Source organism: Pedobacter roseus (genome assembly GCF_014395225.1).
Lineage (GTDB): Bacteria > Bacteroidota > Bacteroidia > Sphingobacteriales > Sphingobacteriaceae > Pedobacter > Pedobacter roseus.
Genome location: NZ_CP060723.1, coordinates 1,643,245 through 1,668,988 on the forward strand (window position 1 = coordinate 1,643,245; position 25,744 = coordinate 1,668,988).

General features: G+C 38.3%; 22 protein-coding genes. 15 read left to right on the forward strand and 7 right to left on the reverse strand.

Annotation, left to right across the window (positions count from 1 at the left end; all coding sequences use genetic code 11):
* A complete protein-coding gene (locus tag H9L23_RS07135; RefSeq protein ID WP_187594313.1) occupies window positions 1-771 on the forward strand; it encodes an SDR family NAD(P)-dependent oxidoreductase in 771 nt (256 codons plus the stop codon).
* A 1-nt stretch (window position 772) separates the two neighbouring features.
* Here the strand turns inward: H9L23_RS07135 and H9L23_RS07140 are convergent, their stop codons facing one another.
* A complete protein-coding gene (locus H9L23_RS07140) occupies window positions 773-2,584 on the reverse strand; it encodes a glycoside hydrolase family 15 protein (RefSeq protein WP_187594314.1) in 1,812 nt (603 codons plus the stop codon).
* 80 nt (window positions 2,585-2,664) lie between these two features.
* Complete coding sequence (locus tag H9L23_RS07145) at window positions 2,665-3,363, reverse strand: NUDIX hydrolase (RefSeq protein WP_187594315.1); 699 nt, start codon at window positions 3,361-3,363, stop codon at window positions 2,665-2,667.
* 160 nt (window positions 3,364-3,523) lie between these two features.
* On the opposite strand from H9L23_RS07145, the gene H9L23_RS07150 reads away from it, so the two are divergent.
* From H9L23_RS07150 to H9L23_RS07160, 3 genes are read left to right on the forward strand one after another with little or no spacing between them, the layout of a single operon-like run.
* A complete protein-coding gene (locus tag H9L23_RS07150; RefSeq protein ID WP_187594316.1) occupies window positions 3,524-4,585 on the forward strand; it encodes a UDP-glucose--hexose-1-phosphate uridylyltransferase in 1,062 nt (353 codons plus the stop codon).
* 12 nt (window positions 4,586-4,597) lie between these two features.
* Window positions 4,598-5,749, forward strand: coding sequence for a galactokinase (locus H9L23_RS07155; protein WP_187594317.1), 1,152 nt, complete (start codon window positions 4,598-4,600; stop codon window positions 5,747-5,749).
* A gap of 38 nt (window positions 5,750-5,787) precedes the next feature.
* On the forward strand, window positions 5,788-7,464 hold the full coding sequence (locus tag H9L23_RS07160) for a sodium/sugar symporter (protein ID WP_187594318.1): 1,677 nt from the start codon (window positions 5,788-5,790) through the stop codon (window positions 7,462-7,464).
* Between the two features lie 401 nt (window positions 7,465-7,865).
* Here the strand turns inward: H9L23_RS07160 and H9L23_RS07165 are convergent, their stop codons facing one another.
* Window positions 7,866-9,119, reverse strand: coding sequence for a Na+/H+ antiporter (locus H9L23_RS07165; RefSeq protein ID WP_187594319.1), 1,254 nt, complete (start codon window positions 9,117-9,119; stop codon window positions 7,866-7,868).
* A 187-nt stretch (window positions 9,120-9,306) separates the two neighbouring features.
* A complete protein-coding gene (locus H9L23_RS07170) occupies window positions 9,307-9,621 on the reverse strand; it encodes an RNA recognition motif domain-containing protein (RefSeq protein ID WP_025142881.1) in 315 nt (104 codons plus the stop codon).
* 216 nt (window positions 9,622-9,837) lie between these two features.
* Here H9L23_RS07170 and H9L23_RS07175 point away from each other — a divergent pair, with 216 nt between their 5' ends.
* The 5 genes from H9L23_RS07175 to H9L23_RS07190 all read left to right on the forward strand — a co-directional run bounded on the left by H9L23_RS07175 (window position 9,838) and on the right by H9L23_RS07190 (window position 16,210).
* Window positions 9,838-11,823 (forward strand): sialate O-acetylesterase, encoded by a 1,986-nt coding sequence (locus H9L23_RS07175; protein ID WP_187594320.1) that lies wholly within the window; start codon window positions 9,838-9,840, stop codon window positions 11,821-11,823.
* A 192-nt stretch (window positions 11,824-12,015) separates the two neighbouring features.
* Window positions 12,016-14,529, forward strand: coding sequence for a beta-L-arabinofuranosidase domain-containing protein (locus tag H9L23_RS07180; RefSeq protein ID WP_187594321.1), 2,514 nt, complete (start codon window positions 12,016-12,018; stop codon window positions 14,527-14,529).
* A 72-nt stretch (window positions 14,530-14,601) separates the two neighbouring features.
* Window positions 14,602-15,465: an OmpA family protein gene (locus H9L23_RS07185; protein WP_187594322.1), complete on the forward strand. Its 864-nt coding sequence runs from the start codon at window positions 14,602-14,604 to the stop codon at window positions 15,463-15,465.
* Between the two features lie 303 nt (window positions 15,466-15,768).
* Window positions 15,769-15,900, forward strand: a complete 132-nt coding sequence (locus H9L23_RS26835) for a hypothetical protein (RefSeq protein WP_262892384.1) — start codon at window positions 15,769-15,771, stop codon at window positions 15,898-15,900.
* Entirely contained in the window at window positions 15,890-16,210 is a 321-nt protein-coding gene (locus H9L23_RS07190; RefSeq protein WP_187594323.1) for a hypothetical protein, read from the forward strand. The genes H9L23_RS26835 and H9L23_RS07190 overlap by 11 nt, the downstream gene beginning before the upstream one ends.
* A 220-nt stretch (window positions 16,211-16,430) precedes the next feature.
* Here the strand turns inward: H9L23_RS07190 and H9L23_RS07195 are convergent, their stop codons facing one another.
* Window positions 16,431-16,631, reverse strand: coding sequence for a DUF3606 domain-containing protein (locus H9L23_RS07195; protein ID WP_187594324.1), 201 nt, complete (start codon window positions 16,629-16,631; stop codon window positions 16,431-16,433).
* A 384-nt stretch (window positions 16,632-17,015) separates the two neighbouring features.
* Here H9L23_RS07195 and H9L23_RS07200 point away from each other — a divergent pair, with 384 nt between their 5' ends.
* Entirely contained in the window at window positions 17,016-17,240 is a 225-nt protein-coding gene (locus H9L23_RS07200) for a cold shock domain-containing protein (protein WP_187594325.1), read from the forward strand.
* Window positions 17,241-17,255: 15 nt separating this feature from the next.
* Here the strand turns inward: H9L23_RS07200 and H9L23_RS07205 are convergent, their stop codons facing one another.
* Window positions 17,256-19,103, reverse strand: a complete 1,848-nt coding sequence (locus tag H9L23_RS07205; RefSeq protein ID WP_187594326.1) for a PAS domain-containing sensor histidine kinase — start codon at window positions 19,101-19,103, stop codon at window positions 17,256-17,258.
* Window positions 19,104-19,394: 291 nt separating this feature from the next.
* On the opposite strand from H9L23_RS07205, the gene H9L23_RS07210 reads away from it, so the two are divergent.
* The 5 genes from H9L23_RS07210 to H9L23_RS07230 all read left to right on the forward strand — a co-directional run bounded on the left by H9L23_RS07210 (window position 19,395) and on the right by H9L23_RS07230 (window position 24,976).
* Window positions 19,395-20,042 (forward strand): Crp/Fnr family transcriptional regulator, encoded by a 648-nt coding sequence (locus tag H9L23_RS07210; protein ID WP_187594327.1) that lies wholly within the window; start codon window positions 19,395-19,397, stop codon window positions 20,040-20,042.
* A gap of 444 nt (window positions 20,043-20,486) precedes the next feature.
* On the forward strand, window positions 20,487-21,053 hold the full coding sequence (locus tag H9L23_RS07215; RefSeq protein WP_187594328.1) for a UbiX family flavin prenyltransferase: 567 nt from the start codon (window positions 20,487-20,489) through the stop codon (window positions 21,051-21,053).
* Window positions 21,054-21,214: 161 nt separating this feature from the next.
* Window positions 21,215-22,537 carry a tRNA (N(6)-L-threonylcarbamoyladenosine(37)-C(2))-methylthiotransferase MtaB gene (mtaB, locus tag H9L23_RS07220; RefSeq protein WP_187594329.1) on the forward strand — a complete coding sequence of 441 codons (1,323 nt, stop codon included), beginning with the start codon at window positions 21,215-21,217 and terminating at the stop codon, window positions 22,535-22,537.
* A gap of 442 nt (window positions 22,538-22,979) precedes the next feature.
* Window positions 22,980-24,128 (forward strand): prolipoprotein diacylglyceryl transferase, encoded by a 1,149-nt coding sequence (locus H9L23_RS07225; RefSeq protein ID WP_187594330.1) that lies wholly within the window; start codon window positions 22,980-22,982, stop codon window positions 24,126-24,128.
* 59 nt (window positions 24,129-24,187) lie between these two features.
* Window positions 24,188-24,976, forward strand: coding sequence for an inositol monophosphatase family protein (locus tag H9L23_RS07230; protein ID WP_187594331.1), 789 nt, complete (start codon window positions 24,188-24,190; stop codon window positions 24,974-24,976).
* Between the two features lie 190 nt (window positions 24,977-25,166).
* Here H9L23_RS07230 and H9L23_RS07235 read toward each other — a convergent pair whose 3' ends face one another.
* On the reverse strand, window positions 25,167-25,718 hold the full coding sequence (locus H9L23_RS07235; RefSeq protein ID WP_025142868.1) for a NifU family protein: 552 nt from the start codon (window positions 25,716-25,718) through the stop codon (window positions 25,167-25,169).
* Window positions 25,719-25,744: the final 26 nt, after the last annotated feature.

A 25,744-nucleotide genomic window follows, 5' to 3' on the forward strand; every position in this document is an offset into this window, starting at 1 on the left:
ATGGATCGTTTCAAAAATAAAGTTGCTTTAATTACCGGAAGCAGTCAGGGAATTGGTGCTGCATGTGCCTTAAAATTAGCTAGCGAAGGCTGTAATGTTATTTTAAATGGACATAAATTTGATGAACGTGGTGAAAAACTGATTGCCCAGATCGAAAAAATGGGACAGAAAGCGGTATTTCTAGCTGCCGATTTAAGTAAGGCGAAAGAAGCCATTAAACTGGTAAACGATGCGGTGAAAGAATTTGGTCAGCTCGATATTCTGATCAATAATGCAGGTGTAGAGAAGAAGGCCGATTTTTGGGAAGTAACTGAAGAAGATTACGACCTGGTAATGGATACCAATTTAAAAGGTGTTTTTTTCGGGATCCAGTCTTTTGTAAACTATTGCCGTAAACATAAAATAGCAGGTACGGTAATTAACATGAGCTCGGTGCATGAAGAAATTGTATTTCCACATTTTGCAGCTTATTGTGCCAGTAAGGGTGGTTTGAGAATGCTGACGAGAAATCTGGCTACAGAATTAGCCCCTTTCAATATCAGGATCAACAATGTAGCACCAGGAGCCGTTTCTACACCTATCAATCAGGATTTATTGGAAGATAAAAAACAATTGGAAAAAGTATTACAGAACATTCCTTTAAAAAGGATGGGTAAAGTGGAAGAAGTAGCTAATGTGGTGGCTTTCCTCGCTTCAAACGAAGCTGCTTATGTTACCGGATCAACTTATTTTGTGGATGGCGGTTTAACTTATCACTACGAAGAACAATAAACTATGCAGTTTCGCGACTTAGTTGTTTATTCAGTTCAACAGCTGCACTAATTAAAGCCAGATGGGTAAAAGCCTGGGGAAAATTGCCTAAATGTTCACCCTTTCTGCCTAATTCTTCACTAAACAATAAAAGATGGTTGGAATAACCGATCATCTTTTCAAAGTTTTCTACGGCACGTTCCACTTCCCCGCTTTTGGCCAGTGCTTCTATAAACCAGAACGAGCATAGGTTAAAAGTACCTTCTTCTCCATCTAATCCGTCTATTTTGGTCATGCCGTTTTTATAGCGGTAAACCAGTACATCCAACAGCAGTTCTTCATCAATTGCTTTCATGGTAGAGAGCCATCGGGGTTCTAATGGCGAAATAAAATGTGTTAAAGGCATCAGCAGCGCACTCGCGTCTACATGTGTAGCACCTTTATACTGTACCCAGGCCCCCAGTTTCTTATTCCAGAAATTATGGTAAATATCTTCGTAAATCTCGCTGCGGATGTTGTGCCATTCACTTTCAGGGTAGGGGAACGATCGGTTTTCGGCAATTTTAATCGCCCTGTCCAATGCTACCCAGCACATCAAACGCGTATGTAAGAATTCCTTTTTCTCACTTCTGATTTCCCAGATTCCATGATCGGGTTTCTTCCACTGTTTAATTACGCATTCAACCTGTTTTTCAATCAATGTCCAGAATTCGTAGGTAATCGGTTTGTGCGATTTATTGTAAATATACACCGTATCAATCAGTTCGCCATATATATCGATCTGCAACTGAATCGCCGCTTCATTGCCAATTCGAACAGGTTTAGATGAATGGTAACCTTCAAACTGATCCGCTTCTGCTTCTTTTATTTTCGCATTTCCATCTATCTGGTACACCAGTTGAAGGTCTGCTTTCTGGCATAGGTTAAATATCCAGTCCATAAATGCAGTAGCTTCGTCAAAAAAGCCGAGTCTTAAAAAAGCATACATGGTAAAAGCCGCATCCCTGATCCAGGTGAAACGGTAATCCCAGTTCCTGTCCCCGCCAATGGTTTCGGGCAGTCCAAAAGTTGGTGCGGCTACTACCGAACCGAATTCTGCTGAAGTAAGGAGTTTGAGGGTGATCGCCGATCTCCTGATGATTTCATCATAACGCCCTTTGTAGGTCGTCTGGTTGATCCATTCCCGCCAATAATCAACGGTTTTGCGGTAACCGTGCGTGATATAATGTTTTAATTCAGCTGCTGATTGCTTTTCATCAATAATTTCCATGATGATATGCGCCATTCCCGATTCCTCAAGCGTAAATTCTGCATAACCCGTATCCTTTTTGATGTGCAGGGGAACATCTGCCTTCAATTTAACCGTGATTTTTTCAGCTTTGGAAAAAAATACCAGTTCATCCTTTTCATGCTGAGCAGTATGGGTACTTTTGGTATAACCAAAACTCGGTACGCAAAAAACTTTAAAAGTAATACTGCCCCTGATGGCTTTGATCTGCCTTACAATGGCACTTGGAAAATCTATTTCCTTTGATAAAGGCATATAATCCGTAAGCTCTGCAATGCCCTGGTCAGCGAAAAAACGAGTGAGGAGTACCGCTGTACCTGGCAAATAAAGTTGCTTGCTGGTACAGTTTTCCAATTGTGGTTCAACTGAAAAATAACCGCCCTTTTCCGAATCGAGCATGGAGGCAAAAACGGTAGGCGAATCAAATCTTGGCGCACACAAAAAATCGATTGATCCCTGCAGCGAAACCAGTGCAACGGTTTTTAAATTGCCGATAACGCCATAGTTTTCTATGGGTTGAAAAGGTCTTTTTTTGTGCTTTGCCATATTTGAGGTATAAACTACCTAAGCAAAGGAATAATGCTTTGCTTTTGTTTTACCTTTTATAGCACAACCAGAAGTAAAACCTAAACTTTCAGATTGGGCATCAGGTTTAAAAAGGCCTGTGCATTGGCAGCATATTTCTTTTTATCCAGTTTGAAATAAAATGCGCCTTTTTTCGAGCCTGTTCTATCTTTTTCAGCTAGTTTAATCAACAATCCCGTTGAAGTAATCTTACGGCTGAAATTCCGGGTATCAATCTTGGTATCATTTACCTCTTCAAAAAGGATATGCAATTGCGGAATGGTAAATTTTTTAGGCAACATTTCGAACAAAATGGGGTGGAGGGCTGCTTTGTACCTCAGTTTTTTCCTTGCATCTGCAACCATTTCATTATGGTCGAAAATCAGTTTAGGCCTGTCGTTGATCAAAAACCATTCTGCCTCATAATCGTCATTTAACTGCGCTTCATATTTATGGATATCGATCAGGGCGAAATAACCAACAGAAAGCGTACGTTCTATCGGATCGCGCTTAGGTTCGCCGTAAATTTGCAGCTGTTCCAGGTACACGCCTTCCAAACCCGTCATTTTTTTTAATACCCTGTTCGCGGCATCGTCAGGGCTTTCATCAGCACCAACAAAACCGCCCATCAAACTCCATTTATTTATTTCGGGCTCCAAACCGCGTTTTACAAGAAGAATTTTAAGGTGCTCGCCATCAAATCCAAATACGATACAATCAACAGCAACAAGGTAATGCGGCTGTCTGGAATATTCAATCATTTTTTATAAGAGGTTTAAAGGCCTTAATATGTTCAATTTTTCACGAATATAAAAATTAATATTAATTGTCTATTTGACAATTAATATTAATTTTATAATTTGGCGGTTTAGACGGGCGAAGTAAAATGACTTCCTTTTTCTAACCAATTGAAAATATAAGATGAACCAGACATTCGAACTCGACAGTAACCCGCACACCAGGTTAAATATATTAACCGGAGAGTGGGTTTTAGTTTCCCCACACCGTACTAAAAGGCCCTGGCAGGGTAAGGTTGAAGCGCTAGCACCCGATAACCGCCCCGAATACGATCCTAAATGTTATTTATGCCCGGGCAATGGCAGGGCAGATGGCGATAGCAACCCTGACTATACCGAAAGCTTTGTCTTTAATAATGATTTTGCAGCCTTGTTGGAAGACACCCCTGCAGGAAATATGAACGAGAATGATTTATTGGTTGCCAATAATCAGCGCGGACTTTGCAGGGTAATCAGTTTTAGTCCAAAGCATAACCTTACACTGCCAGAAATGAGTGTGGAAGCCATCACCGCAGTGGTAAATGTTTGGCAAAACGAATTCAATAGCCTTGCCGAAAACGATTGGATTAAATACATCCAGATTTTTGAGAATAAAGGAGATATAATGGGTTGTAGCAATCCCCATCCGCATGGGCAGATCTGGTCGCAGGGCGATATACCGTTAGAAATTGCCAAAGAAACTGAACGTCAGAAAACTTACTACGCCATTCACAGGAGAAGTTTATTGGCCGATTATTTAAAGCTGGAATTGAAAAAAAATGAGCGTATTGTATTTGAAAACGATCATTTTGTGGTACTGGTGCCTTTTTGGGCAGTTTGGCCTTATGAAACCATGATTATTAGCAAACGCCATGTAAACAGCATCAAATTGTTTAGCGAAGCAGAAAAGAAATCATTGGCCGGGGCAATTAAAGTACTCACAACCAAATACGATAACCTTTTCGAAACCTCATTCCCATATTCTGCAGGCATGCACCAAACGCCGGTAAACAACGGATATTACCCTGAATGGCACTGGCACATGCATTTTTATCCACCATTGTTGCGCTCGGCAACTGTTAAGAAATTTATGGTGGGTTACGAGATGCTGGCGAATCCTCAGCGTGATATTACACCTGAATTTGCAGCCAACCGCTTAAAGGAAATGTCTACCGTACACTATAAAATCAGCAAGACTGAAGACTAAAAATATTTGATAATGAATGCACAACATTTAAAAAATACATTTAAAAAACTTTTCAACGCTGAACCGATTTTGGTGCGCTCTCCCGGAAGGATTAACATTATTGGCGAACACACCGATTATAATGGTGGTTTTGTAATGCCGGCCGCTATTGATAAGGCTATTTATGTAGCTATTTCAAAAAGAGAAGATGATGAAATCCATTTATTTTCAGAAAGCTATCAGCAATTTGATATTTCCTCTGTAAAAGATTTAAAAAAATCAGAAAACAGCTGGGCCAATTACATTTTAGGCGTGGCTGATCAGTTAAAAGAAAGAGGTTATAAATTAGGTGGTTTTAACTTTTATATCGATGGCGATGTGCCTTTAGGTGCCGGTTTATCATCTTCAGCTGCGGTTGAGTGTGCTACAGGTTTTGCACTCGATCAGCTTTTTTCGCTTTCCGTTCCGAAGATGGATATTGCTTTAATTGCCCAAAAAGCAGAACAGACTTTTGCAGGGGTTAACTGCGGCATTATGGACCAGTTTGCCTCAGTGTTTGGTAAAAAGGATCAGGCCATTATGCTCGATTGCCGATCGATGAAACACATCTATATTCCATTAAAACTGGATGGTTATAAACTGCTGCTATTAAATACCAATGTAAAACATGCACTGGCCGATTCTGCCTATAACAAAAGAAGGGCACAATGCGAGCAAGGGGTTGCCTGGGTTAAAGAACATTATCCGAATGTAAATACACTCCGTGATGTTGATTTAAGCATGTTAGAAACTTATGTTAAACCGAAAGATTTAGAGGTGTACACCAAATGTAGTTTCGTGGTAAAAGAAATTGGCCGTTTACTTACTGCTGCAGAGCAATTGGAAAACGGAAACCTGGAAGGCCTGGGTAAACTGATGTTCGAAACACATGAAGGTTTGAGCAAAGATTACGAAGTGAGTTGTAAAGAACTCGACTTTTTGGTTGATGCCGTTAAACCGCTTAATGAGGTATTGGGCGCTAGGATGATGGGCGGTGGTTTTGGTGGCTGTACCATTAACATTGTTAAAGAAGAAAAAATTGCTGATCTGGTTGAAGAACTGGCTGCTAAATACCAGTTAGAATTCGGACTAAAATTAGATGCCTATACGGTACAAACCGATAACGGAACCAGTTTATACAATTAATATAAAATTACCTCAGGTACACTAACCAAAATAAATCAATGAAGAACAATTTATTAGACACGAAGGATTACATTGTATTTGCAATTTACTTCGTTATTGTAGCCGCTTACGGGCTCTACATTTACAACAAGAAAAAATCTGAGTCTACAGGCTCTAAAGATTATTTTCTCGCCGAAGGCTCTCTAACGTGGTGGGCCATTGGTGCATCATTAATCGCATCGAATATTTCTGCTGAGCAGTTTATCGGTATGAGTGGTTCGGGTTTTAAAATGGGATTGGCCATTGCAACCTACGAATGGATGGGCGCGTTAACCTTAGTGGTGGTCGCGGTATTCTTTATCCCTGTTTATTTGAAAAACAAAATCGCTACGATGCCGCAATTTTTGCATCAGCGCTATAATGGAACGGTAGCGATGATTATGGCGGTGTTCTGGTTATTACTTTATGTGGTGGTTAATTTAACTTCAATCCTTTATTTAGGAGCCTTGGCTGTAAGCAGTATTTCAGGTTTCGATCTGCGTTTTTGTATGTATGCCATTGCTGTTTTTGCCATCATTATTACACTAGGTGGAATGAAAGTAATCGGTTATACAGATGTTATTCAGGTATTTTTTCTGATTTTAGGTGGTTTAGCTACTACCTATCTGGCGTTAAACCTGGTTTCTACCCATTACGGTACTTCAGGCATTTTCGAAGGTTATAGTTTAATGACTTCAAAAGCATCAGAGCATTTCCACATGATCTTAAAACCGGATAACGAAAATTATATCGATTTACCAGGTTTAAGTGTATTGGTCGGTGGTATGTGGATTGTGAATTTAAACTATTGGGGCTGTAACCAATACATTACCCAGCGTGCTTTGGGTGCAAATTTAGAAACTGCCCGTGGCGGGATTCTTTTTGCTGCATTCTTGAAATTATTAATGCCAATTATTGTGGTACTTCCGGGGATTGCAGCTTATGTATTGTATAAAGATGGTGCTTTCCAGTCAGAAATGATTCAGGGCGGTTCGGTAAATCCCGATCGCGCTTATCCGGTATTGTTAAACTTGCTGCCTGCAGGTTTAAAAGGACTTTCTTTTGCTGCATTAACTGCTGCAGTTGTGGCTTCGCTGGCAGGTAAAGCAAACAGTATTGCCACCATTTTTACTTTGGATATTTATAAGAAAGTATTAAATGTTGAAGCATCAGAGAAAAACCTGGTAACAACTGGTAAAATCTCAATTGTTGTGGCCATGATCCTGGGTGTAGTAATTGCGCCATACCTGGGTATCGATAAAAAAGGTGGTTTCCAATACATTCAGGAATATACAGGCTTTGTTTCCCCAGGTATTTTTGCCATGTTTATTTTAGGTTTCTTCTGGAAAAGAACAACTTCTGGTGCCGCATTATTTGCAACCATTGGTGGTTTTGCCCTTTCGATTTTCCTTAAATTTCTACCTAACCTTACCGATCTTTCGTGGTTATCTGGAAGTGGTTTCTCAGTTAAAAACGCAGTTGGCGTTTACGAAATTCCATTTTTAGATCGTATGGGTTTTGTGTTCATATTTTGTATCTTTGGTATGGTAATCATCAGTTTATTGAGCAACAAAGCCAAGGCTGAAGCTAAAGGACTGGCCATCGATGCAAAAATGTTTAAAACATCAACCAGTTTTGCCGTTGGCGCATTATTAATTATCGGTTTATTGGTTGCCCTTTACAGCGTGTATTGGTAAGCCATTTAGATCAACAATTAATTACTTTGACAATCTTTGGGCGCAGTGCCTGTAAGATTGTCGAAGTTTTCTTAACCGCCTTAATGATTAAGCAATAAGTCCAATTAATTACATTGACAATCATTGGGTGCAGTGCCTGTAAGATTGTCAAAGTTTTCTTAACTGCCTTGATTCCTTAATGATTAAGCAATAAGTCCAATTAATTACTTTGACAATCTTTTGTGCACAGTGCCTATAAGATTGTCAAAGTTTATTTATCTCTATGAATTCTGTGATTTCTTCTCCGTGAACTCGGTGGTTAAATGATGGAAAATGTAAGATGGATGATGGAATTAATTAGTCGCCCAGCTTTGTGATCTTTGCGTATTGCTCTCCGCGCCCTTTGCGGTTAAAAAACAAAATTATCCTTCATCCTCCGTCGCCAGTTTCTTTACCAACCATGGTAAAGTAAGCCCCTGCCCGATAAGCGTAAAAAGTACCACCACAACCGAAATAAAAATAATAGCATTACGCTGTGGGAAAGCACTTCCATCTGATAAAGTTGCAGGCAATCCAATGGCAATAGCCAGTGAAACAATACCACGCATGCCCGACCAGCTAATGATCAAACTGTTTTTAAAATCCAGTAAAGCATCTTCTGTAATCTTGTGTTTTCCTTTTTGAAAAGCCTTTTGAAGGTTAAACCGCTGTAGAAAAACACGTGCCATCCTCAGTAACAAAGCTACAATGGTAATCACCAAAGAATAACCAATATAAGGCAAAATATCAGCGCTGTTGATGTTTTTATACACATAGGGAAACTGCAAACCGATTAAAATAAAAATCAGGCCGTTTAGTAAAAAAATAATAATGTCCCAAATATTTTTCGACTGGTTTTTAAGCTGTTCTGGAAAAACCTTGTTGCTGAATCTCGAAATACCCAACCCTAATATAACCACTGCGATTACACCCGAAACATGCACCTCTTCTGCAATTAGATAGGTAACAAAAGGCATCAATAACATAAAACTAATGGTTGCCAGGTGGTTATCATGTATCCTTTTAAGGATAAAAGCTAAAATTCTCGACATCACCATACCAATCAAAAAGCCTCCCGCCATTAAAACCGCAAATTCTAACGATGCTTTCCAAAATACAAAAGCAGTTCCTGTTACTGCGGCTACGGCAAAACGGTATGCTACCAGCGCAGAAGCATCATTAACCAAACTTTCTCCTTCTAAAATGGTATTGGTTTTATGTGATAAGCCCAATCCCTTTGTTATACTCATGGCGGCAACCGCATCTGTAGCAGAAAGTATGGCACCCAATACAAACGATACCGGCCAACTCATTCCTGGAATCATGTAATGTGCCACCACAGCAATGCCAACTGCGGTTATAAACACCAGCGATATAGCCAAAGTAAGTATGGTATTAATATTGGTTTTAAACTCTTTAAAGGAAATGTTAAAGGCAGCATCGTACAGTAACGGCGGTAAGAAAATCAGGAAAATAATCTCCGGATTAATATCAATAGGGGGGAGAGAAGGTATAAAACCGACCGCTATACCGGCAATAATCAATAAAATTGGATAGGGGATTTTGATATGATCGGCTATGGATGATAAACCGATCATTACTGCTAAAATAAATATTACAATGGCATAATTTTCCATATCTGTTTATGTCGATTGTTTTAAATGGGCATGGGAACAGTGACGGCAAAATATAGGTTTAGAACCGGATAAAAAAGTTTATCGTCAAAAACTAATTAACAGAAAGCAAATATTGATCAATATTTGTTGCTATAAAAGCAAAGAAAATTGAAAGAATAAGGATGTAATAAAGAGCTTTAAAGAAAAATTAACGCTGTAACCTTGGTCTTTTACTTTTAAAAGGCTGGTTGGTTTTTGGTTTAGCTGCTTTAGCCGTACTGTCCTCTTCCGAGATTTTAACCGTAATAACGTTGCCTTTAAAAGTTTCATCATTTAAAGTGGATACAATGTTTTTGGCATCAGGAAGACTGTATATTTCCAAAAAAGCATAACCCTTACACTTGCCCGTAGCCCTGTCGCGCACAATTTTAATTGTTTCTACCCTGCCGTGAAGACTAACCAGTATTGCCAAATCCATCTCTTGGATGTTGTCAGGAAGGCCGCCTATAAAAATCTTAACCATTAATTCAGTAATTTGAGGGAACGTCCGGCAAATTCGATCTTGAACCCAGAGCTGTTCTTTTAGACCTGCAAAATAAGCAAAATGATATTCTTACCCAAACAATTAAACGAATTTTGCCTCATTTTTAACATAAATTTGCGAAGTGCTGATGGATGTATTGGTGTTGACCTGCAGAAAATGTAAATTCGCTTTCTAGTCATCCAAAAACAGGTCAATATGAGCATCCCGAGATTAAAATCTATATATCTAATTACATTATTACTCTTCAGTTTCCAGTTTTTACAGGCGAAAATTTTGTTGCCATCGGTTTTTAGCGATAATATGGTTTTACAGCAAAAAACAAATGCGGCCATTTGGGGAAAAGCCACTGCTGGTAAAGCGGTTAAAATTAATGTCTCGTGGAATAAAATTAATTATGGTGCCATTGCTGATGTTAATGGAAACTGGAAAATTAAAGTTGCCACACCAGGTTATGGCGGCCCATATACCATCACCATTTCGGATGGAGAATTATTGGTGCTTAACAATGTGCTTATTGGTGATGTATGGATCTGCTCAGGCCAATCCAATATGGAAATGCCTTTGGCTGGCTGGGGAAAAATCAGCAATTATGAAAAAGAAATTGCTGATGCTAAATTCCCCAATATCCGTTTACTACAGGTAGAACATATTACCAGTAATGTTGCATTAAACGATGCTAAAGTAACCAACAATGGCTGGCAGGAATGCAGTCCAAAATACATTGCCGAATTTTCTTCAACAGCATATTTCTTTGCCCGCGAAGTGTACCAAAAAACAAAAATCCCGATCGGATTGATCCACACCTCATGGGGCGGAACCATTGCAGAAGCCTGGACCAGTGCCGAATCGCTTAAAAAGATGTCCGATTTTTCTGCTGCAGTTGATAAAATCCAGCAAGCAGCTAAAAACACTTCAACAACTTCTTACGACGAAAAAGTAGCCAGCTGGGTTAAAATGACCACCGAAAAGGATTCTGGTTACCAAGCCGGACAACTTAAATGGGCTACAGCTGAAACTACAGACTGGAAAAGTATGACTTTGCCAACGTTGTGGGAAGAAGCTGCACTTAAAAATTTCGATGGTATTTTGTGGTTTAGCAGGAAAGTGAGTGTTCCGGAAAATTGGAAAACTAGTGGTATAAAGCTTAATCTCGGAACCATAGATGATAACGATATCACTTATGTAAACGGTGTAAAAGTTGGCGAAACGGTTGGCTATAACGTTGGTAGAAGTTATACCATACCTTCGGATTTACTCAAACCGGGCGAAAATATCATTACTGTACGTGTTTTTGATAGCGGTGGCGGTGGCGGCATCTATGGCGATGCCAAAGATTTAAATGTAATAAATAATGCGGGAGAAAAAATTTCGCTTGCTGGAGACTGGAAATATAAAGTTGGGCTTAATTTTAATAACATCGGACCAAAACCTGCTGACGAAAGCGGTCCGAACCGGGCAACAGTGTTATACAATGCGATGATTCATCCTTTTATCCAGTTTTCTATTAAAGGCGCTATATGGTACCAGGGAGAAAGTAACGCCGATCGCGCTTACCAGTACCGCGAATTATTTCCACTCATGATCAAAGACTGGCGTCAAAAATGGGGGCAGGGTGATTTTCCATTTTATTTTGTTCAACTGGCTAATTATATGCAGGTAGATAATGCCCCCGTTGAATCGGCATGGGCAGAACTGAGAGAGGCTCAACAAAAAACACTTGCTTTGCCAAATACCGGAATGGCTACCATTATCGATATTGGCGATGCAAAAGATATCCATCCTAAAAATAAACAGGAAGTTGGGCGAAGGTTGGGTTTAATCGCACTGGCCAAAACTTATGGTCAAAAAAATAATTATTCAGGGCCGGTTTACCAATCGGCTAAAGTAGAAGGAAAACAGATCCGTTTAACTTTTAGCAATACCGAAAATGGATTAAAAGCAGCAGATGGTGCCGCGCTTACCGGTTTTGCTATTGCAGGTGCAGATAAGAAATTTCATTGGGCCAAAGCAAGCATCCTGGGCAATCAGGTTATCGTTAGCAGCGATCAGGTTGCAAATCCGGTTGCTGTTCGCTATGCATGGGGAAATAATCCTGTAGCAAATCTTATCGCTAACGATGGCCTTCCGGCATCGCCATTTAGAACGGATACCTGGCAAGGCATCACTTTCGGCAAAAAATAAATTTTAAAAAGACCTCTTTTCTAAAGCCCAACAATTTATCATATATAAATTGTTAGGCTTATGTTTTTTATGACGACTAAATTTTTGATTGCCAGGTTTTTAATTGTTTAATTAGATTTTTACTAAATCGTTTTATTATTCGGGCATATTTCTTAGTTTTATAGCAATAATGATCTAACCAATAATGCTTTTATGAAGAGAGTAGCAATCCCCTTATGTTTACTGATTTCCGGTTTATCCATCCCATATTTACAGGCACAAAGTTTAACCGAATTTAATAAAACACCATTAAAAAAAGAGGTTTATGTGCAGTTACCCATTGGTAGTATAAAAGCAAAAGGATGGTTGCTAAAACAGCTGGAGCAGCAGCGCGATGGTGCAACAGGAATGGCTGAAGAACTCTATCCGGAGAAAGATAACCTGGGTAAAAGTAACGATTGGCTTGGCGGAGATGGTAATAGCTGGGAACGGGTGCCTTACTACGTTAAAGGTTTAGTGGCTTTAGCTTATACTTTAGATGATGCTGCTTTAAAAGCAAAAGCACAAAAATACATCGATTGGACCTTAAATAGCCAGCAGCCTAATGGTTTGTTCGGTCCGCCAAAAATGAAAGACTGGTGGCCGCGTATGCCTATGATGTATGCTTTACAGAGTTATTACGAGGCTACAAATGATAAAAGGGTAATTCCTTTCCTTTCCAGGTATTTTAAGTATGAACTGGCTAATCTCGATGCCGATCCTTTAAAAGAATGGGGCAAGGCAAGGGCTGGTGATAATATGGAAATTGCCATCTGGCTTTATAACAAAACAGGAGACAAGGACCTGCTAAAACTGGTCGAAAAATTAAAACAACAGGCTTATCCCTGGATTGATATTTATACCAATAACGAATTTTACTTTTATGGCGATGATTTTCAGCCGAAACACATGGTTAACGTCGCCCAGGCCTTAAAATTTCCGGTTGTTTACGCACAATTGAACAATCTGCCTGCCAATCGTGATGCGCTTTTAAAAGGGATCCAACACATCATGCACGATCATGGTCAGCCGGAAGGTTTAGGCTCCGGAACTGAATTTCTTGCAGGCACCAGCAGTATAGAAGGCGTCGAAACCTGTACTGTGGTAGAATGGATGCAGAGTTTAGAAACCGCTGCAAAGGTTATCCATGAAGCTAAAATAGGCGATCAGCTCGAAAAAGTCGCATTTAATGCCTTGCCGGCGCAGTTTAGCAGAGATTTTAAAAATCATTCTTATTATACCTTGCCCAATCAGGTGCAAAGCATATATGGCGATCATGGTTTTAATCAGGATTACAGTTCTGGCACCGTTTCGAGCCCGTATTCCGGTTTTGGATGCTGCCGCTACAATATGCACATGGGCTGGCCTTATTTTGTGAAAAGCAGTGTGATGGCTACGCCAGATCGCGGACTTGCTGTAATTACTTATGGACCAATGGAAATAGAAACTTTAGTAGCTGGAAACAAAAAGATAAAAATAACCGAGGAAACCAATTACCCTTTCGAAGAACAGATTAAGTTAAAAGTTGGTCTTGCCGTTTCAGCATCATTTCCTTTAATACTGAGAGTTCCTACCTGGAGCATTAAACCGACCATAAAATTAAATGGAAAAGAACTAAATGGGGTAAAACCCGGAGTCATGTTCACGATCAGCCGCGAGTGGAAAAATCAGGATCAACTGGAACTGAACTTCCCAATGGAAGTAACTATGCAAAAACAGGTAAATAATTCGGTAAGCGTAAGCCGCGGACCAATTGTATATGCATTAGAAATCGCGGCAGAAAATAAAACAACCAAAGCACATCCTGTTGCAGGTTTTACCGATTACGAAATCCACCCTACATCACCATGGAATTATGGCCTGTTATTAGCTAAAGACAATTTAAACAGCCTGGTTAAAGTTGAAAAGTCCGCTATGCCCGAAAACCCTTTTATTGCGGCTGCCTCTCCTGTAAAATTGAAGGTTCAGGCCAGGAAAATCCCATCCTGGGGGTTAGCATATAACAAAGTATCTGCTTTTGATGTGCCTTTTAGTCCGGTTGCTTCTAACGAAAAAGACGAAGAAATTACTTTAGTCCCTTACGGCTCTGAAAATATCCGCCTGAGTTGTTTTCCGGTAATTGGTGAGCCTAAAAAAATAAGTAAAAACCTGACTGAAAATTTTGACCAGGGAATGGCTACCGATTGGGTTTTTTATGGAGGCGGCTGGTTCTGGAAAAACGGGCAGGTCAATTCTGCTTCAAATGCCGGTTCAGGCGGTTACGGCATCAACGGTTCTAAATATGTGGCCAATGGAACTGACTTTAAAGATTTTACCTATCAGGCTGATGTAAAGATCAATACTGCAGGCGATGCTGGTTTAATGTTCAGGGTTTCCAATCCCGCAATCGGCCCGGATGCTTACCAGGGCTATTACGTAGGCCTAAACCAGGTTGACGGCACGGTACTGTTGGGGAAAGCAAGCGACCAAAAATGGATTGTTTTAAGCTACACAAAATATCCTGTTGAAATGAACAAAATATACAACCTAAAAATTGTGGCAAAGGGAGATAAATTTGATATTTTTATAAACGGATCAACTAAAGCCATTCTTTCTGCAAGTGATAGTCAGTATCAGTCAGGTAGTATTGGCTTAAGGGCTTATAAAGCGTTAGCCAGTTTCGATTCAGTAAAGATTAACGCTTTTTAACATGGCTTAAAGGCTATATTAAACTTTACGGCAGGAAATTTGTTAACGTATTAGCATAAAAAAAATAAAATTATGAAATTTTACAGATCAATCCCTATAATGCTCTTTGGTCTTGCGCTTGCAACCGGTTGTGTAAGCAATAAAAAGTATGCTGAACTTCAGGATACTTACGCAAAACTGAGAGAAAGAAACCAGGAATTAAGCAATAAATACCAGGATAGCCAGCGCGAACTGAGCGGAAGCACCAGTAGGGTTAAAAGTTTAGAAGAACAGATTGCTTCCGAAAGGGCAAATGTTACCGCCCTGCAAGATGCCTTGAACAAATGTTTAAACTCGAGTAACCAGGGTAACGTTAATATCTCTAAACTGGTTGATGAAATTAACAGTTCAAATAAATACATTAAACAACTGGTAAATGCCAAAAATAAAAGCGACTCGCTTAATATGGTGTTAACCAATAATTTAACCCGTTCATTAAGCAGGGAAGAACTTGGTGATGTTGACGTACAGGTACTTAAAGGGGTGGTTTATATCTCCTTAGCTGATAATATGCTTTATAAATCAGGCAGTTATGAAGTTTCTGATAAAGCAGGTGAAACTTTAAGTAAAATCGCTAAAATCATTAAAGATTACGACACTTATGACGTATTGATTGAAGGTAATACAGATAACGTGCCAATTACCCAGACCAATATCCGCAACAACTGGGATTTAAGTGCTTTAAGGGCATCATCAGTGGTTCAGGTATTGCAAACCAAATATGCGGTTGATCCTAAACGCCTGACAGCTGGTGGCCGTGGCGAGTTCAACCCGATTGCAGACAATACAACACCAGGAGGAAAAGCCAAAAACAGACGTACACAGATTATCATTACGCCTAAATTAGATCAGTTCATGGATCTGATTGGAAAAGCGCCTGAGCAATCGCAAAAATAAAATCATCATTGATATAGATTATAGGGCTGAAATTAAATTTTCAGCCCTTTTTTATGCATTGCTTATTTTATTAATTCTGAAATCGCCTAAAATATATCAGGATAACTATAATTCTATGACGCTTTTAGCCATTTATAAATGTATATTTGATTATATCAGTAATCTTATTACTTTCTTTTCTCTCACTGATGTACCATTACGGTATTCGCTAATCTTTTATTTAGATGAGTATTTATTATTCCCGTCACCAAATTGTTTATGCAATGATGATGGGTCTTATCCAAAAATAAATGTTAAATATTCATGAGCAGAGACAAGAAGAAAGAGGCCAGTGTAAATAAAAAAGCACCCTCAGATTATCAATCGGGAAAAGGTAAAACCGCAAAAACTGAAATTGATCCGTTCGCCAAAAAACCAGGTAAAAATGGTAAATAACGATCAGAAAGTGCAGGCAAAAGTTTTTTTGTACGAATTGAACAATACCAGGCACGAATATGGCTTTTCGGCTAAAGAAGAATGGACATTGGATTTAGCAACAAATACGCAGAAAAAAGATCTCGAGAACAAATATTATCCTATTTTATCATTAACCGTAGCACCAGAAAATATCATGACTATGCTCGATCTTTTAGAAGAAAAACTGGGATATGCAGTTAATAATATCAAAGATACCCTTGGGAGTAAAAAGATCTCTAAAGAATCTACCAATTTATTGGCTTATTGCGTGGCTAGGTTAAAATATTAAAAATAGGTACTTAAAGTATTGTAGTAGCTTTAATCCCCATCTGCGCTATCAGTTTGAAACATCTTTATTAGAGTTATTTAGGGACGTTGTCCTTAACTCGCTTTGAAAAATAATAGACTTCGCCGAAGTATGCCGATCAATCCCAATAGTCAGAACTGTATAAACTATCATGCCTCTGCGTCATGCAGCGAGAGAAGAATTTTATAAAAAATTCTAAAAATTAGGAAATACTAACCGATTCCTTTTGTTGGTTCAAATAAGCAGTAATCTGGTCTAATGTAATGCACCTGGTCGCTCTAACAGCTGATTTCAGTACTTCTGAACTTACGCCTAAGCGGTTTGCCCAATAATTACGGTCAGTTTCTTCAGATAATAGGATAATTTCTTCTTTGATGCCTGTGGTTTGATTGAGATTTTTCATAGATGGGATGATTTAATAGCATATAACAATTACAAGCCCGTTTTGTTTGGTAAAAATAATATTTTATCCTTGGAATAACAAGCTGTATAGTAACGGGTTGCAGTTCGTGTGTTTGATTTTAGATATTGATATGATCTGGTCATGATAAAATCTGCTCTCTCGGTGGTCAAATTGGATAGCATTTATAACCATACTGAACAGATAAGTAATTTTTAGTGGCTATTATGCCTTACACAGGTAATTGGAAAAAAGAATTGATGTAGTTATATTAATCAGATTAAAGAAAACGTTTTAGTATAGTGTAAAATTATTCAATAATTTATATTTTTGTATTTTTAATTATACATTTTTTAACTATAATTGTCGAATTTTTTAAGAATATTTATGAATGATAAAAGAAGGGGAGTAGTGATCCGGATTGATAATGAACATGGCATTGGAACCATAATGGACGAAAATGGTCAGGATATTCATTTTCGTCTGCACACAATGCCCAATGAAATTGAAATAAACTCGAAAGTAACTTTTGATATACAATTAACAGCTCAAGGTCTATCAGCCATGAATGTTGAGGTAGAAAAAGAGGAAATTTTAGTCCAGTCTATATAATTTAGATATCAATAATTATTCTGCAGTGGGTAAGCTAAAATAAAAGGTTGAACCTTTATTAAATTTACTTTCTGCCCATATTTTTCCCCGATGTCTTTCTATTACTTCCGCGCAGATATACAAACCAACGCCAAAACCGGCAATGGTTTGTGTAATTAAACTTTCTACGCGGAAAAACCGCTCAAAAAGTTTGGGAATATCATTTTCTTTAATGCCTATTCCTTCATCTTCTACACTCACCACAAATTCTCCTGTTCTTTTTTCGCATTTAATGGCAATCAAAGATTCTTTTTTTGAGTATTTGGCTGCATTGCTGATCAGATTGTTCACCACATTACCAATCTTTTCCTTATCAGCATTTACAATCAATCCCTCAGGTCCAATTACCTGTATAAAATGACTTGGTAAAATTACCCTGTTTTCCTCAGCAATGGTTTTAATCAGGTCTACCAGGTCGAAATCTGTTTTATTCAGCTGAATTTTGCCCGATTCCAGTAATGACACATTCAGGAAGCCATCAATCATCAGCCACATTCTTTTCAATTGAACATTGATTTTTTCGAGTGTTTCTGTCGTAAAATCGTTTCCTGTTTCCTTAAGTTTAAACTGTAACAGTTGCACATAAGCGTTTAGAGCAGTCAGCGGAGTTTTAAGTTCATGACTTACCATTCCTATAAAATCATTTTTTCTGATCTCGTCCTGTTTATGCTCGGTAATATCCAGAACGGCGCCGGCAATGTAAACACCCTTTCCCTGTTCATTATAATAGGCCTTGCCTGCAGTTCTTAACCACTTTGTTTTGGTTTTGATCCCGTTTATATTAATCTGATATTCAATGTTAAATGCTTCCTTGTTATGTAGTGCTTTTCTGATGTTGCTGGTGAGGAAGCTTAAGTTTTCAGCGCTGATCAGCGATTTTGCTTCATCAAGGCTTAGTGTATTGCTTTCCAGCTCGTAAATCTGTTGAGCCCTTTCTGATAACAGCACTTTTTTGCTTTCAATATCGATATTCCATGAGCCCATTTCCGAAGCATCCATTGCAATTTTTAAAATATCTTTTGCTTTAAGTAATTCCTTTTTAAAGTTTACCTGCTCCGTAATGTCCTTAATAATTACCAAAATGCTTGTGACTTCATTTTTGTCGTTTTTTAGCGGCTGGTACATCGCAATAAAATAACCATCAGCTATGTGCGTTGAAATTTTTAACTCATTTAAAGTTAAAGGTTCACCTGTTTTAAAAATATCCTTCACGCGGCTCAGTATCTGCCTTTGTAAGCCAAGCTCCTGTCGCGATTCTTCTTGCGCAATACCAATCACTTCTTTCCGGGTTTTTCCCCAAAGTTTTAAAATATTATCATTTGCATATTCCGTAATTAACTCCCTGCCCCGCAATACGCACATACCTAAAGGTGCCTGTTCAAAAAAGCCCCTGAATCTTGCTTCGCTTTCAGAAAGTTCTAATAAAATATGTTCCAGGTCATTTTCATTGGTAGGGACTTCTTTAAGAGAACAAACGATATACTCAACAGGGTTTGCACCCTGTATTACTGGCGAAAATTCCAGTTCCCAGTTTACATTTGGCGAATTGGAATAAATGGGATGAATAATTAAACGTTTTTTTATTTTAAGCTCACTCACGTGATGTACCGTTTTGTTGAGTAAATCTTTTTCTCTGTTTGATAAGAGATTTGGGATCGCATCAATGTCGTAAAACTTTAATTCTCCTCCAATCCGCGTTATTAAAGCCTGATAAGCATCATTGTGCTCTACCACCACCAATACCGGTTTTATTTTAAAAATTATCAGTGGTGCTTTAGAATGTTTTAATAATGCTTTTAGGAATGAAGAGGTTAAATCGATCATAAAATTGAATTGACGCTTTACCAAATATAATCTTTAGGTTGCTAATTGCCAACAGACTTACTGTGAATGCATAATATTTATACTACAAAAATGTAGTAGATGTAGGCTATTAATGTAACTTTTCAATATAAAATGATCATAAAAGAGGTTAGAGCACTTATTTTTATAGGTATATTAGATTTTTTAGCTAAACATTTTTCCTAAATCTGTGTTTTCAGAAATAGGTAGATATTATTTTCGTTTGTCGTTCTTTTTTGAACGATTAGTTTGCAGTTACACAATAGATAAAACATGAATCCCGAAAACATTTATTCAGAAGATAAGTGGCTACCTTTTAATGGCTTTTCCCCACTGATAAAAGTATACAGACTTTTTCACGATCTAACGCCTGAAATAGAATTTATCATCAATTCTCATACTTTTCCTGTAACCTTTAAAAAAAATAAGTTTATCACCTCACCATTGCACCGCGATAAATGCGCTTACCTTATTATAAATGGTATTGCAAGGGGATTTATGAAAGAAGATAACCAGGAAATAACCACCTGGATTGCAAAAGAAAATGAATTTGTAGGCAACGTTAGTAATTTTTGGGATGAGAGCGAACCCTCTGACGAGTATATACAAGCGCTCGAGGATGTGGTAGCCATAGCTGTTCCGTATACCATGTCGAAACTGCTGTACCTCAATTATCAGGTTGTAAATTATGTAAGCCGGAAAATGACCCAATTACATTATCTGCAAGCCTGCGAAAGGGCACTTATTTCGAGGTTACAATCTGCAGAGAAAAGGTACCTACGGTTTATAAAATCCTATCCTGAACTGGTTAACAGGGTTCCTTTAAAATATATAGCTTCGTTTTTATGTATGCGATTGGAAACCTTAAGCCGAATCAGGTCTAAACTGGCAATGCAGTTTACAGAAATACATCCATCATAACTGTTGGTAACATTTTTTGACGTCTATTTTACTCAAATAATAAGTTCCCGAATGTTATTTTAATATCAAAAAAATGTAAAGTAAAATAAACAGAATTTAGGTATTGAATTTTGAATGTATTGCCATATATGTTAAAAGTGACTGATTTGTAATACATTTTATTCAATAATGTTATCTAAAATACCTCATTTTAGTGTGATAAATTGATTTTTATATATTTTTAATAAAAATTATTTTGTTGTTAATCAGGCTTTTAAGTTTTGTTTTCGATTTAAATACGTCATTTACACGATTTAACATTTCTTGCTTATATTTTTTTAAAAATTTATATATATTTGTTCTTACCCTTTCGAGGGTATGTTTTTCATAGGTAGATGTAGGGTCAGAACAATGTTCTGGCCCTTTTTTATTTTTAATCCCTTCCAGAAAACCTATTTTTGTTTCATGATAAAAAAGAAAGTGATTGTTGCAGTTACAGGTGCCAGTGGATCCATATATGCCAAGGTTTTATTCGATCAGTTATCGGTACTGAAAGATCAGATTGAAGCCGTTGGCGTGGTAATGAGCGATAATGCCAAAGAGGTTTGGCAATTTGAACTCGGCAATCAAAACTATAACGACTTTAAAAACTTTACTTTTTATAATAAGAACGATTTTAACGCACCTTTTGCATCAGGCTCGGCAAAATACGATACCATGATCATCGTTCCATGCTCAATGGGTACATTAGGACGTATTGCACACGGAATATCGAACGATCTGATCTCAAGGGCTGCAGATGTAGTATTAAAGGAGCGGAGAAAACTGATTGCTGTAGTACGCGACACACCCTTTAGCCTGATTCACATCAACAACATGAAAACCGTTACCGAAGCCGGTGGCATTATTTGTCCGGCTAATCCTTCTTTTTATAGTCTGCCTAAAAGCATCGAAGAAGTGGCGGGGACAGTAATCAGCAGGGTATTGGATCTGGCTGGTTTTGAGCAGGAAAGTTACCGGTGGAATGAATAATTTTGGAGTTTTCAGTTGGGAGTTTAGAGTAAGCCAATCTGCTCTGTTAAATTTCCATACACCCAACTCCAAACCAATCTTTTGTTAACTCACTGTAATTTGTGAGGTGTTGCGGCCTTAATCGCCTAACTCCAAACAAATTTCTTATCTTTGCAGGCTCAATGAAAAAGGTCGCATTTTATACATTAGGTTGTAAACTTAATTTCTCTGAAACATCAACCATCGGTCGTTTATTTACCGATGCAGGTTATGCAGTGGTAGAATTTCAGGATCAGGCCGATGTGTATGTAATCAATACCTGCTCTGTTACCGATCACGCGGATAAAAAATGCCGTAAAGTTGTTAAAGAAGCTTTAAAATATTCTCCAAATGCATTTGTAACCATTGTTGGTTGCTACGCACAGTTAAAACCACAGGAAATTGCCGAAATTGAAGGAGTTGACATGGTTTTGGGTGCTGCAGAAAAATTCAGGATTGTTGAATACATTACCGATTTAACCAAACAGCCTAAAGCTGTTGTTCATCAGCAGAATATTGAAAAAGTAAATCATAATTTCATTGCCTCTTATTCAATCGGTGATAGAACGCGTACTTTCTTAAAAGTGCAGGATGGTTGCGATTACCCTTGTACCTACTGTACCATTCCTTTGGCACGTGGCGCAAGCCGTAGCGATACCATTGAAAATGTAGTTAACCGCGCAAAAATGATTGCCGAAAGCGGTGTGAAAGAAATTGTGTTAACAGGTGTAAACCTGGGCGATTTCGGTATCCGTAACGGCGAGAGGGAAGATAAGTTTTTTGATCTGGTTAAAGCTTTGGATGAAGTTGAAGGAATCGAAAGGATCCGTATTTCATCAATCGAACCTAATCTTTTGAGTAACGAAATCATCGAATTTGTGGCTACTTCAAAAAGATTTGTGCCGCATTTCCACATTCCTTTACAATCGGGTTCTGATAAAATTTTAGGCCTGATGCGTCGCCGTTACCGTCGCGATTTATATGTAGAGCGTGTAGCTAAAATAAAAGAAGTAATGCCGCACTGTTGTATTGGTGTGGATGTGATTGTTGGTTTTCCAGGTGAAACAAAAGAAGATTTTCTGGATACTTACCAGTTTTTAAATCAGCTTGATATCTCTTACCTCCATGTATTTACCTATTCGGAACGCGAATTAACGGCTGCAGCTGAAATGAAAGGTGTTGTAGCTGGAAGTGAGCGAAACGAACGCAGCAAAATGCTTCACATTTTATCTGACAAAAAACGCAGGGCTTTTTACGAATCTCAAATTGGCAGCGAAGGCGAAGTACTCTTCGAAGCAGATCAAAAATCGGGTTATATGCATGGTTTTACCAAAAACTATGTGAAAGTGCGTGCAAAATACGATCCCCTAATGGTTAACGAATTAAAAGCCGTTAAGCTTTTAGAAATTACTGCCGATGGTGAGGTAGAAGTTGCTGAACTGGAAACGGTTTACGCACATCATTAAGCGTCTTTAGTCGGAAGTCCTTAGTCCGAAGTCTATAATTATAGCCTGTCATTCCCTCGATTTGTCATCCTGAGCGTAGTTGAAGGATCTTAAGTATGGAAAATATAAGATGGATGATGGACTTGATGCCACGCTGACCAACAAATATTATGTTATATCTTTGGTCGTTCATTTCCTAAGCACTACTGTAATAAGTTAATTAAACCTGATCGGAGCGAGCACGAATCCCGATTCTTTCAATCGGGTGAGTAAAGTGGAGAGCAGGACTGCAATAACCGATAAAATACCAAACCTCTCTTTTCTAAATAAAAAAGATTGATTTTTACCTCTTTCTCCAAACTTTAGATCTTGATCTTTAGCCTTTCTGCTTTAGTATTTCAGCTTTGGTCTTTAATCTTTCAGCTTTGGTCTTTCTTTACTATCTTCGCTTCAAATTATTTGTATGTTTCCTACCGTTTCCCATTTTTTAGAATACCTTTTCGGCATTAATTTACCGCTTCCGTTTAATACATTCGGTGTTTTTGTGGCACTGGCATTTGTGGCCGGCTACTGGGCTTTTACCAAAGAACTTAAGCGTAAAGAAGCGCTGGGCATACTTCATCCAATTAAAAAAACAGTAGTAATCGGCAAACCTGCTACTACATCAGAACTGATTATGAACGGCCTTTTTGGCTTTGTTATTGGTTATAAACTGGTTTACGCCCTATTAAATTACAGGCTTTTTGTAAGCGATGCGCAGGGCATACTCATGTCGGCCAAAGGAAATATCATCGGCGGTTTGTTCTTCGCTGGTTTATTTGCTTACTGGGATTATACTGAAAAAAATAAGCATAAATTAGATAAACCAAAAGAAACGTTGGTTATCGTTCACCCATATCAAACCATGAGCAACCTAATTGTTTGGGCAGCGATATGGGGTTTCTTAGGGGCTAAATTCTTCGATAATTTAGAGTATTGGGATGATTTTGTTCAACACCCTATAGAAAGGTTATTATCTTTTAGTGGCTTAACCTTTTACGGTGGTTTAATCTGTGGTGGCGCAGCTGTATTGATCATTGCTAAAAGAAACGGCATAAAACCCCTGCACATGCTTGATGTGGGTGGTCCGGGAATGATGTTGGCTTATGCAGTTGGACGTATTGGTTGCCATTTAGCTGGCGATGGCGACTGGGGAATTGTGAATCCAGATCCAAAACCCTTTTCGTGGCTGCCTGATTGGTTATGGTCGTACAAATATCCAAATAATGTGGTAGGAGAAGGCATTCCGATCCCGGGCTGTAACGGTAAATTCTGTAATGAACTGGCCCAGGGTGTATATCCAACCCCAATTTATGAAGTAATTATTTGTCTGATCCTTTTTGCCTTCTTGTGGGAAATCAGGGATAAAATAAAAGCACCTGGTTTGATGTTTGGTATTTATATGATTTTAAACGGTATAGAGCGTTTCTGTATCGAATTGATCCGTGTAAATTCAAAATACCATGTTTTTGGTCTTCGCTTTACCCAGGCCGAAATGATTTCTACCTTCCTTGTAGTTGGTGGTATTGCACTAAGTGCTTATGCCTTAAGGAACAAGAATCAACTCGCTTAATACTTTTTTATAAATTCATTTAAAATCCAACAACAACTTTGTTTGGTTGTTAAATAGCTATGAATTACGAATTACTATGCAATAAAGTGATATCGATTGTAAAGCTTACCGGAAACTTTATCCGTAAAGAAGCGATGCAGTTTGATGCGCAAAAAATCGAATACAAAGGATTAAATGATATGGTTTCTTATGTTGATAAAACAGCAGAACAGAAACTTGTTCAAAACCTTGAAAAATTAATTCCTGATGCAGGTTTTATTACTGAAGAGAAAACCATTAGCAGGGCAGGAAAAACCTATACCTGGATCATCGACCCTTTAGATGGAACAACCAATTTCATCCATGGTATACCCGCTTACGGCATCAGTGTAGCCCTTTACGAAGATGGTTTACCTGTTGTAGGTGTAGTTTATGAATTAAACCGGGGAGAAATGTTTTATTCTTACAAAGGCGGTTTAGCTTTTATGAATAAGAAAGAAATTAAAGTTTCTGTTAATCCTGATTTGAAATCGAGTTTATTGGCTACGGGTTTTCCTTACTACCAGTTTGATAAACAACCTCAATATTTGAAATTATTGGCCGAAATGATGCAGAAAAGCCATGGGGTACGTAGAATTGGTGCAGCAGCCATAGACCTGGTTTATACCGCCTGCGGACGTTTTGATGCTTTTTTCGAGTTCAACCTTCAACAGTGGGATTTTGCAGCCGGATGTTTTATTGTTCAGCAGGCAGGAGGAGAGGTGTACGATTTCGCCGGAGGTAATGATTACTTTGAGAAAAGGGAGATATTGGCTACCAATGGGAAACTTACTGCTGAAATGTTAACTGCGATTAAGCAGTATTTTTAAAATAAGGTTAAGGTAAATCGTCATTTCGACCGCAGTGGAGAAATCTTTTAAACATTGTTAAAAGATCTCTCAATTCCGTCGCTCCACATCCGATAGCTATCGGATGGAGATGAGGAAAATGAGCACACAAAAAAAAGTCCCGGTTTACACCGGGACCTTTTCATTATATATGTACTATGAAAAATGCAATTTAAAGTGCTTCAGAAACCACTTCTGTAACTTCTGGTACCATTCGCTGTAATAAATTCTGGATACCTGATTTAAGCGTAATCGTAGATGATGGGCAACCACTGCAAGAGCCACGTAATTCTACGGTTACCACACCCTCATCAAAAGATTTGTAGGTAATGGCACCGCCATCCTGCTCTACAGCCGGACGAACATAATCGTGAAGGATCTGCTGGATTTTAATTTCAGTTTCCGAACCCTCAAAAGCCGGAGCTTCTTCAGTTGTTGCTTCTTTAATTTTTAATTCAGATTCTACCGCTCCCTTAACAAATTCTTTTAAAATGGCTTCAATATCTGCCCACTCAGCATCATCAGTTTTAGTGATGGTAACAAAGTTACTGGCGAAAAACACACCAGAAACAAAGTTGAACTTAAATAACTCTTTAGCAAATGGAGAATGTTCTGCACTTTCTTTAGTCGCAAAATCTTCACTGCCATTAATTAACAGCTTGTTTACCATGAATTTCATGGTAGCTGGATTTGGAGTCTGTTCTGTATATACGTTAATCGTCATGTCTTAATCAATTTGAATAAACAAAA

What these genes read in the sequence shown, in the direction of transcription:
- H9L23_RS07135 (WP_187594313.1), top strand. Translation starts at nt 1, where the DNA reads ATGGATCGTTTCAAAAATAAAGTTGCTTTAATTACCGGAAGCAGTCAG.
- H9L23_RS07140 (WP_187594314.1), bottom strand. Translation starts at nt 2,584, where the DNA reads ATGGCAAAGCACAAAAAAAGACCTTTTCAACCCATAGAAAACTATGGC.
- H9L23_RS07145 (WP_187594315.1), bottom strand. Translation starts at nt 3,363, where the DNA reads ATGATTGAATATTCCAGACAGCCGCATTACCTTGTTGCTGTTGATTGT.
- H9L23_RS07150 (WP_187594316.1), top strand. Translation starts at nt 3,524, where the DNA reads ATGAACCAGACATTCGAACTCGACAGTAACCCGCACACCAGGTTAAAT.
- H9L23_RS07155 (WP_187594317.1), top strand. Translation starts at nt 4,598, where the DNA reads ATGAATGCACAACATTTAAAAAATACATTTAAAAAACTTTTCAACGCT.
- H9L23_RS07160 (WP_187594318.1), top strand. Translation starts at nt 5,788, where the DNA reads ATGAAGAACAATTTATTAGACACGAAGGATTACATTGTATTTGCAATT.
- H9L23_RS07165 (WP_187594319.1), bottom strand. Translation starts at nt 9,119, where the DNA reads ATGGAAAATTATGCCATTGTAATATTTATTTTAGCAGTAATGATCGGT.
- H9L23_RS07170 (WP_025142881.1), bottom strand. Translation starts at nt 9,621, where the DNA reads ATGGTTAAGATTTTTATAGGCGGCCTTCCTGACAACATCCAAGAGATG.
- H9L23_RS07175 (WP_187594320.1), top strand. Translation starts at nt 9,838, where the DNA reads ATGAGCATCCCGAGATTAAAATCTATATATCTAATTACATTATTACTC.
- H9L23_RS07180 (WP_187594321.1), top strand. Translation starts at nt 12,016, where the DNA reads ATGAAGAGAGTAGCAATCCCCTTATGTTTACTGATTTCCGGTTTATCC.
- H9L23_RS07185 (WP_187594322.1), top strand. Translation starts at nt 14,602, where the DNA reads ATGAAATTTTACAGATCAATCCCTATAATGCTCTTTGGTCTTGCGCTT.
- H9L23_RS26835 (WP_262892384.1), top strand. Translation starts at nt 15,769, where the DNA reads ATGAGCAGAGACAAGAAGAAAGAGGCCAGTGTAAATAAAAAAGCACCC.
- H9L23_RS07190 (WP_187594323.1), top strand. Translation starts at nt 15,890, where the DNA reads ATGGTAAATAACGATCAGAAAGTGCAGGCAAAAGTTTTTTTGTACGAA.
- H9L23_RS07195 (WP_187594324.1), bottom strand. Translation starts at nt 16,631, where the DNA reads ATGAAAAATCTCAATCAAACCACAGGCATCAAAGAAGAAATTATCCTA.
- H9L23_RS07200 (WP_187594325.1), top strand. Translation starts at nt 17,016, where the DNA reads ATGAATGATAAAAGAAGGGGAGTAGTGATCCGGATTGATAATGAACAT.
- H9L23_RS07205 (WP_187594326.1), bottom strand. Translation starts at nt 19,103, where the DNA reads ATGATCGATTTAACCTCTTCATTCCTAAAAGCATTATTAAAACATTCT.
- H9L23_RS07210 (WP_187594327.1), top strand. Translation starts at nt 19,395, where the DNA reads ATGAATCCCGAAAACATTTATTCAGAAGATAAGTGGCTACCTTTTAAT.
- H9L23_RS07215 (WP_187594328.1), top strand. Translation starts at nt 20,487, where the DNA reads ATGATAAAAAAGAAAGTGATTGTTGCAGTTACAGGTGCCAGTGGATCC.
- mtaB (WP_187594329.1), top strand. Translation starts at nt 21,215, where the DNA reads ATGAAAAAGGTCGCATTTTATACATTAGGTTGTAAACTTAATTTCTCT.
- H9L23_RS07225 (WP_187594330.1), top strand. Translation starts at nt 22,980, where the DNA reads ATGTTTCCTACCGTTTCCCATTTTTTAGAATACCTTTTCGGCATTAAT.
- H9L23_RS07230 (WP_187594331.1), top strand. Translation starts at nt 24,188, where the DNA reads ATGAATTACGAATTACTATGCAATAAAGTGATATCGATTGTAAAGCTT.
- H9L23_RS07235 (WP_025142868.1), bottom strand. Translation starts at nt 25,718, where the DNA reads ATGACGATTAACGTATATACAGAACAGACTCCAAATCCAGCTACCATG.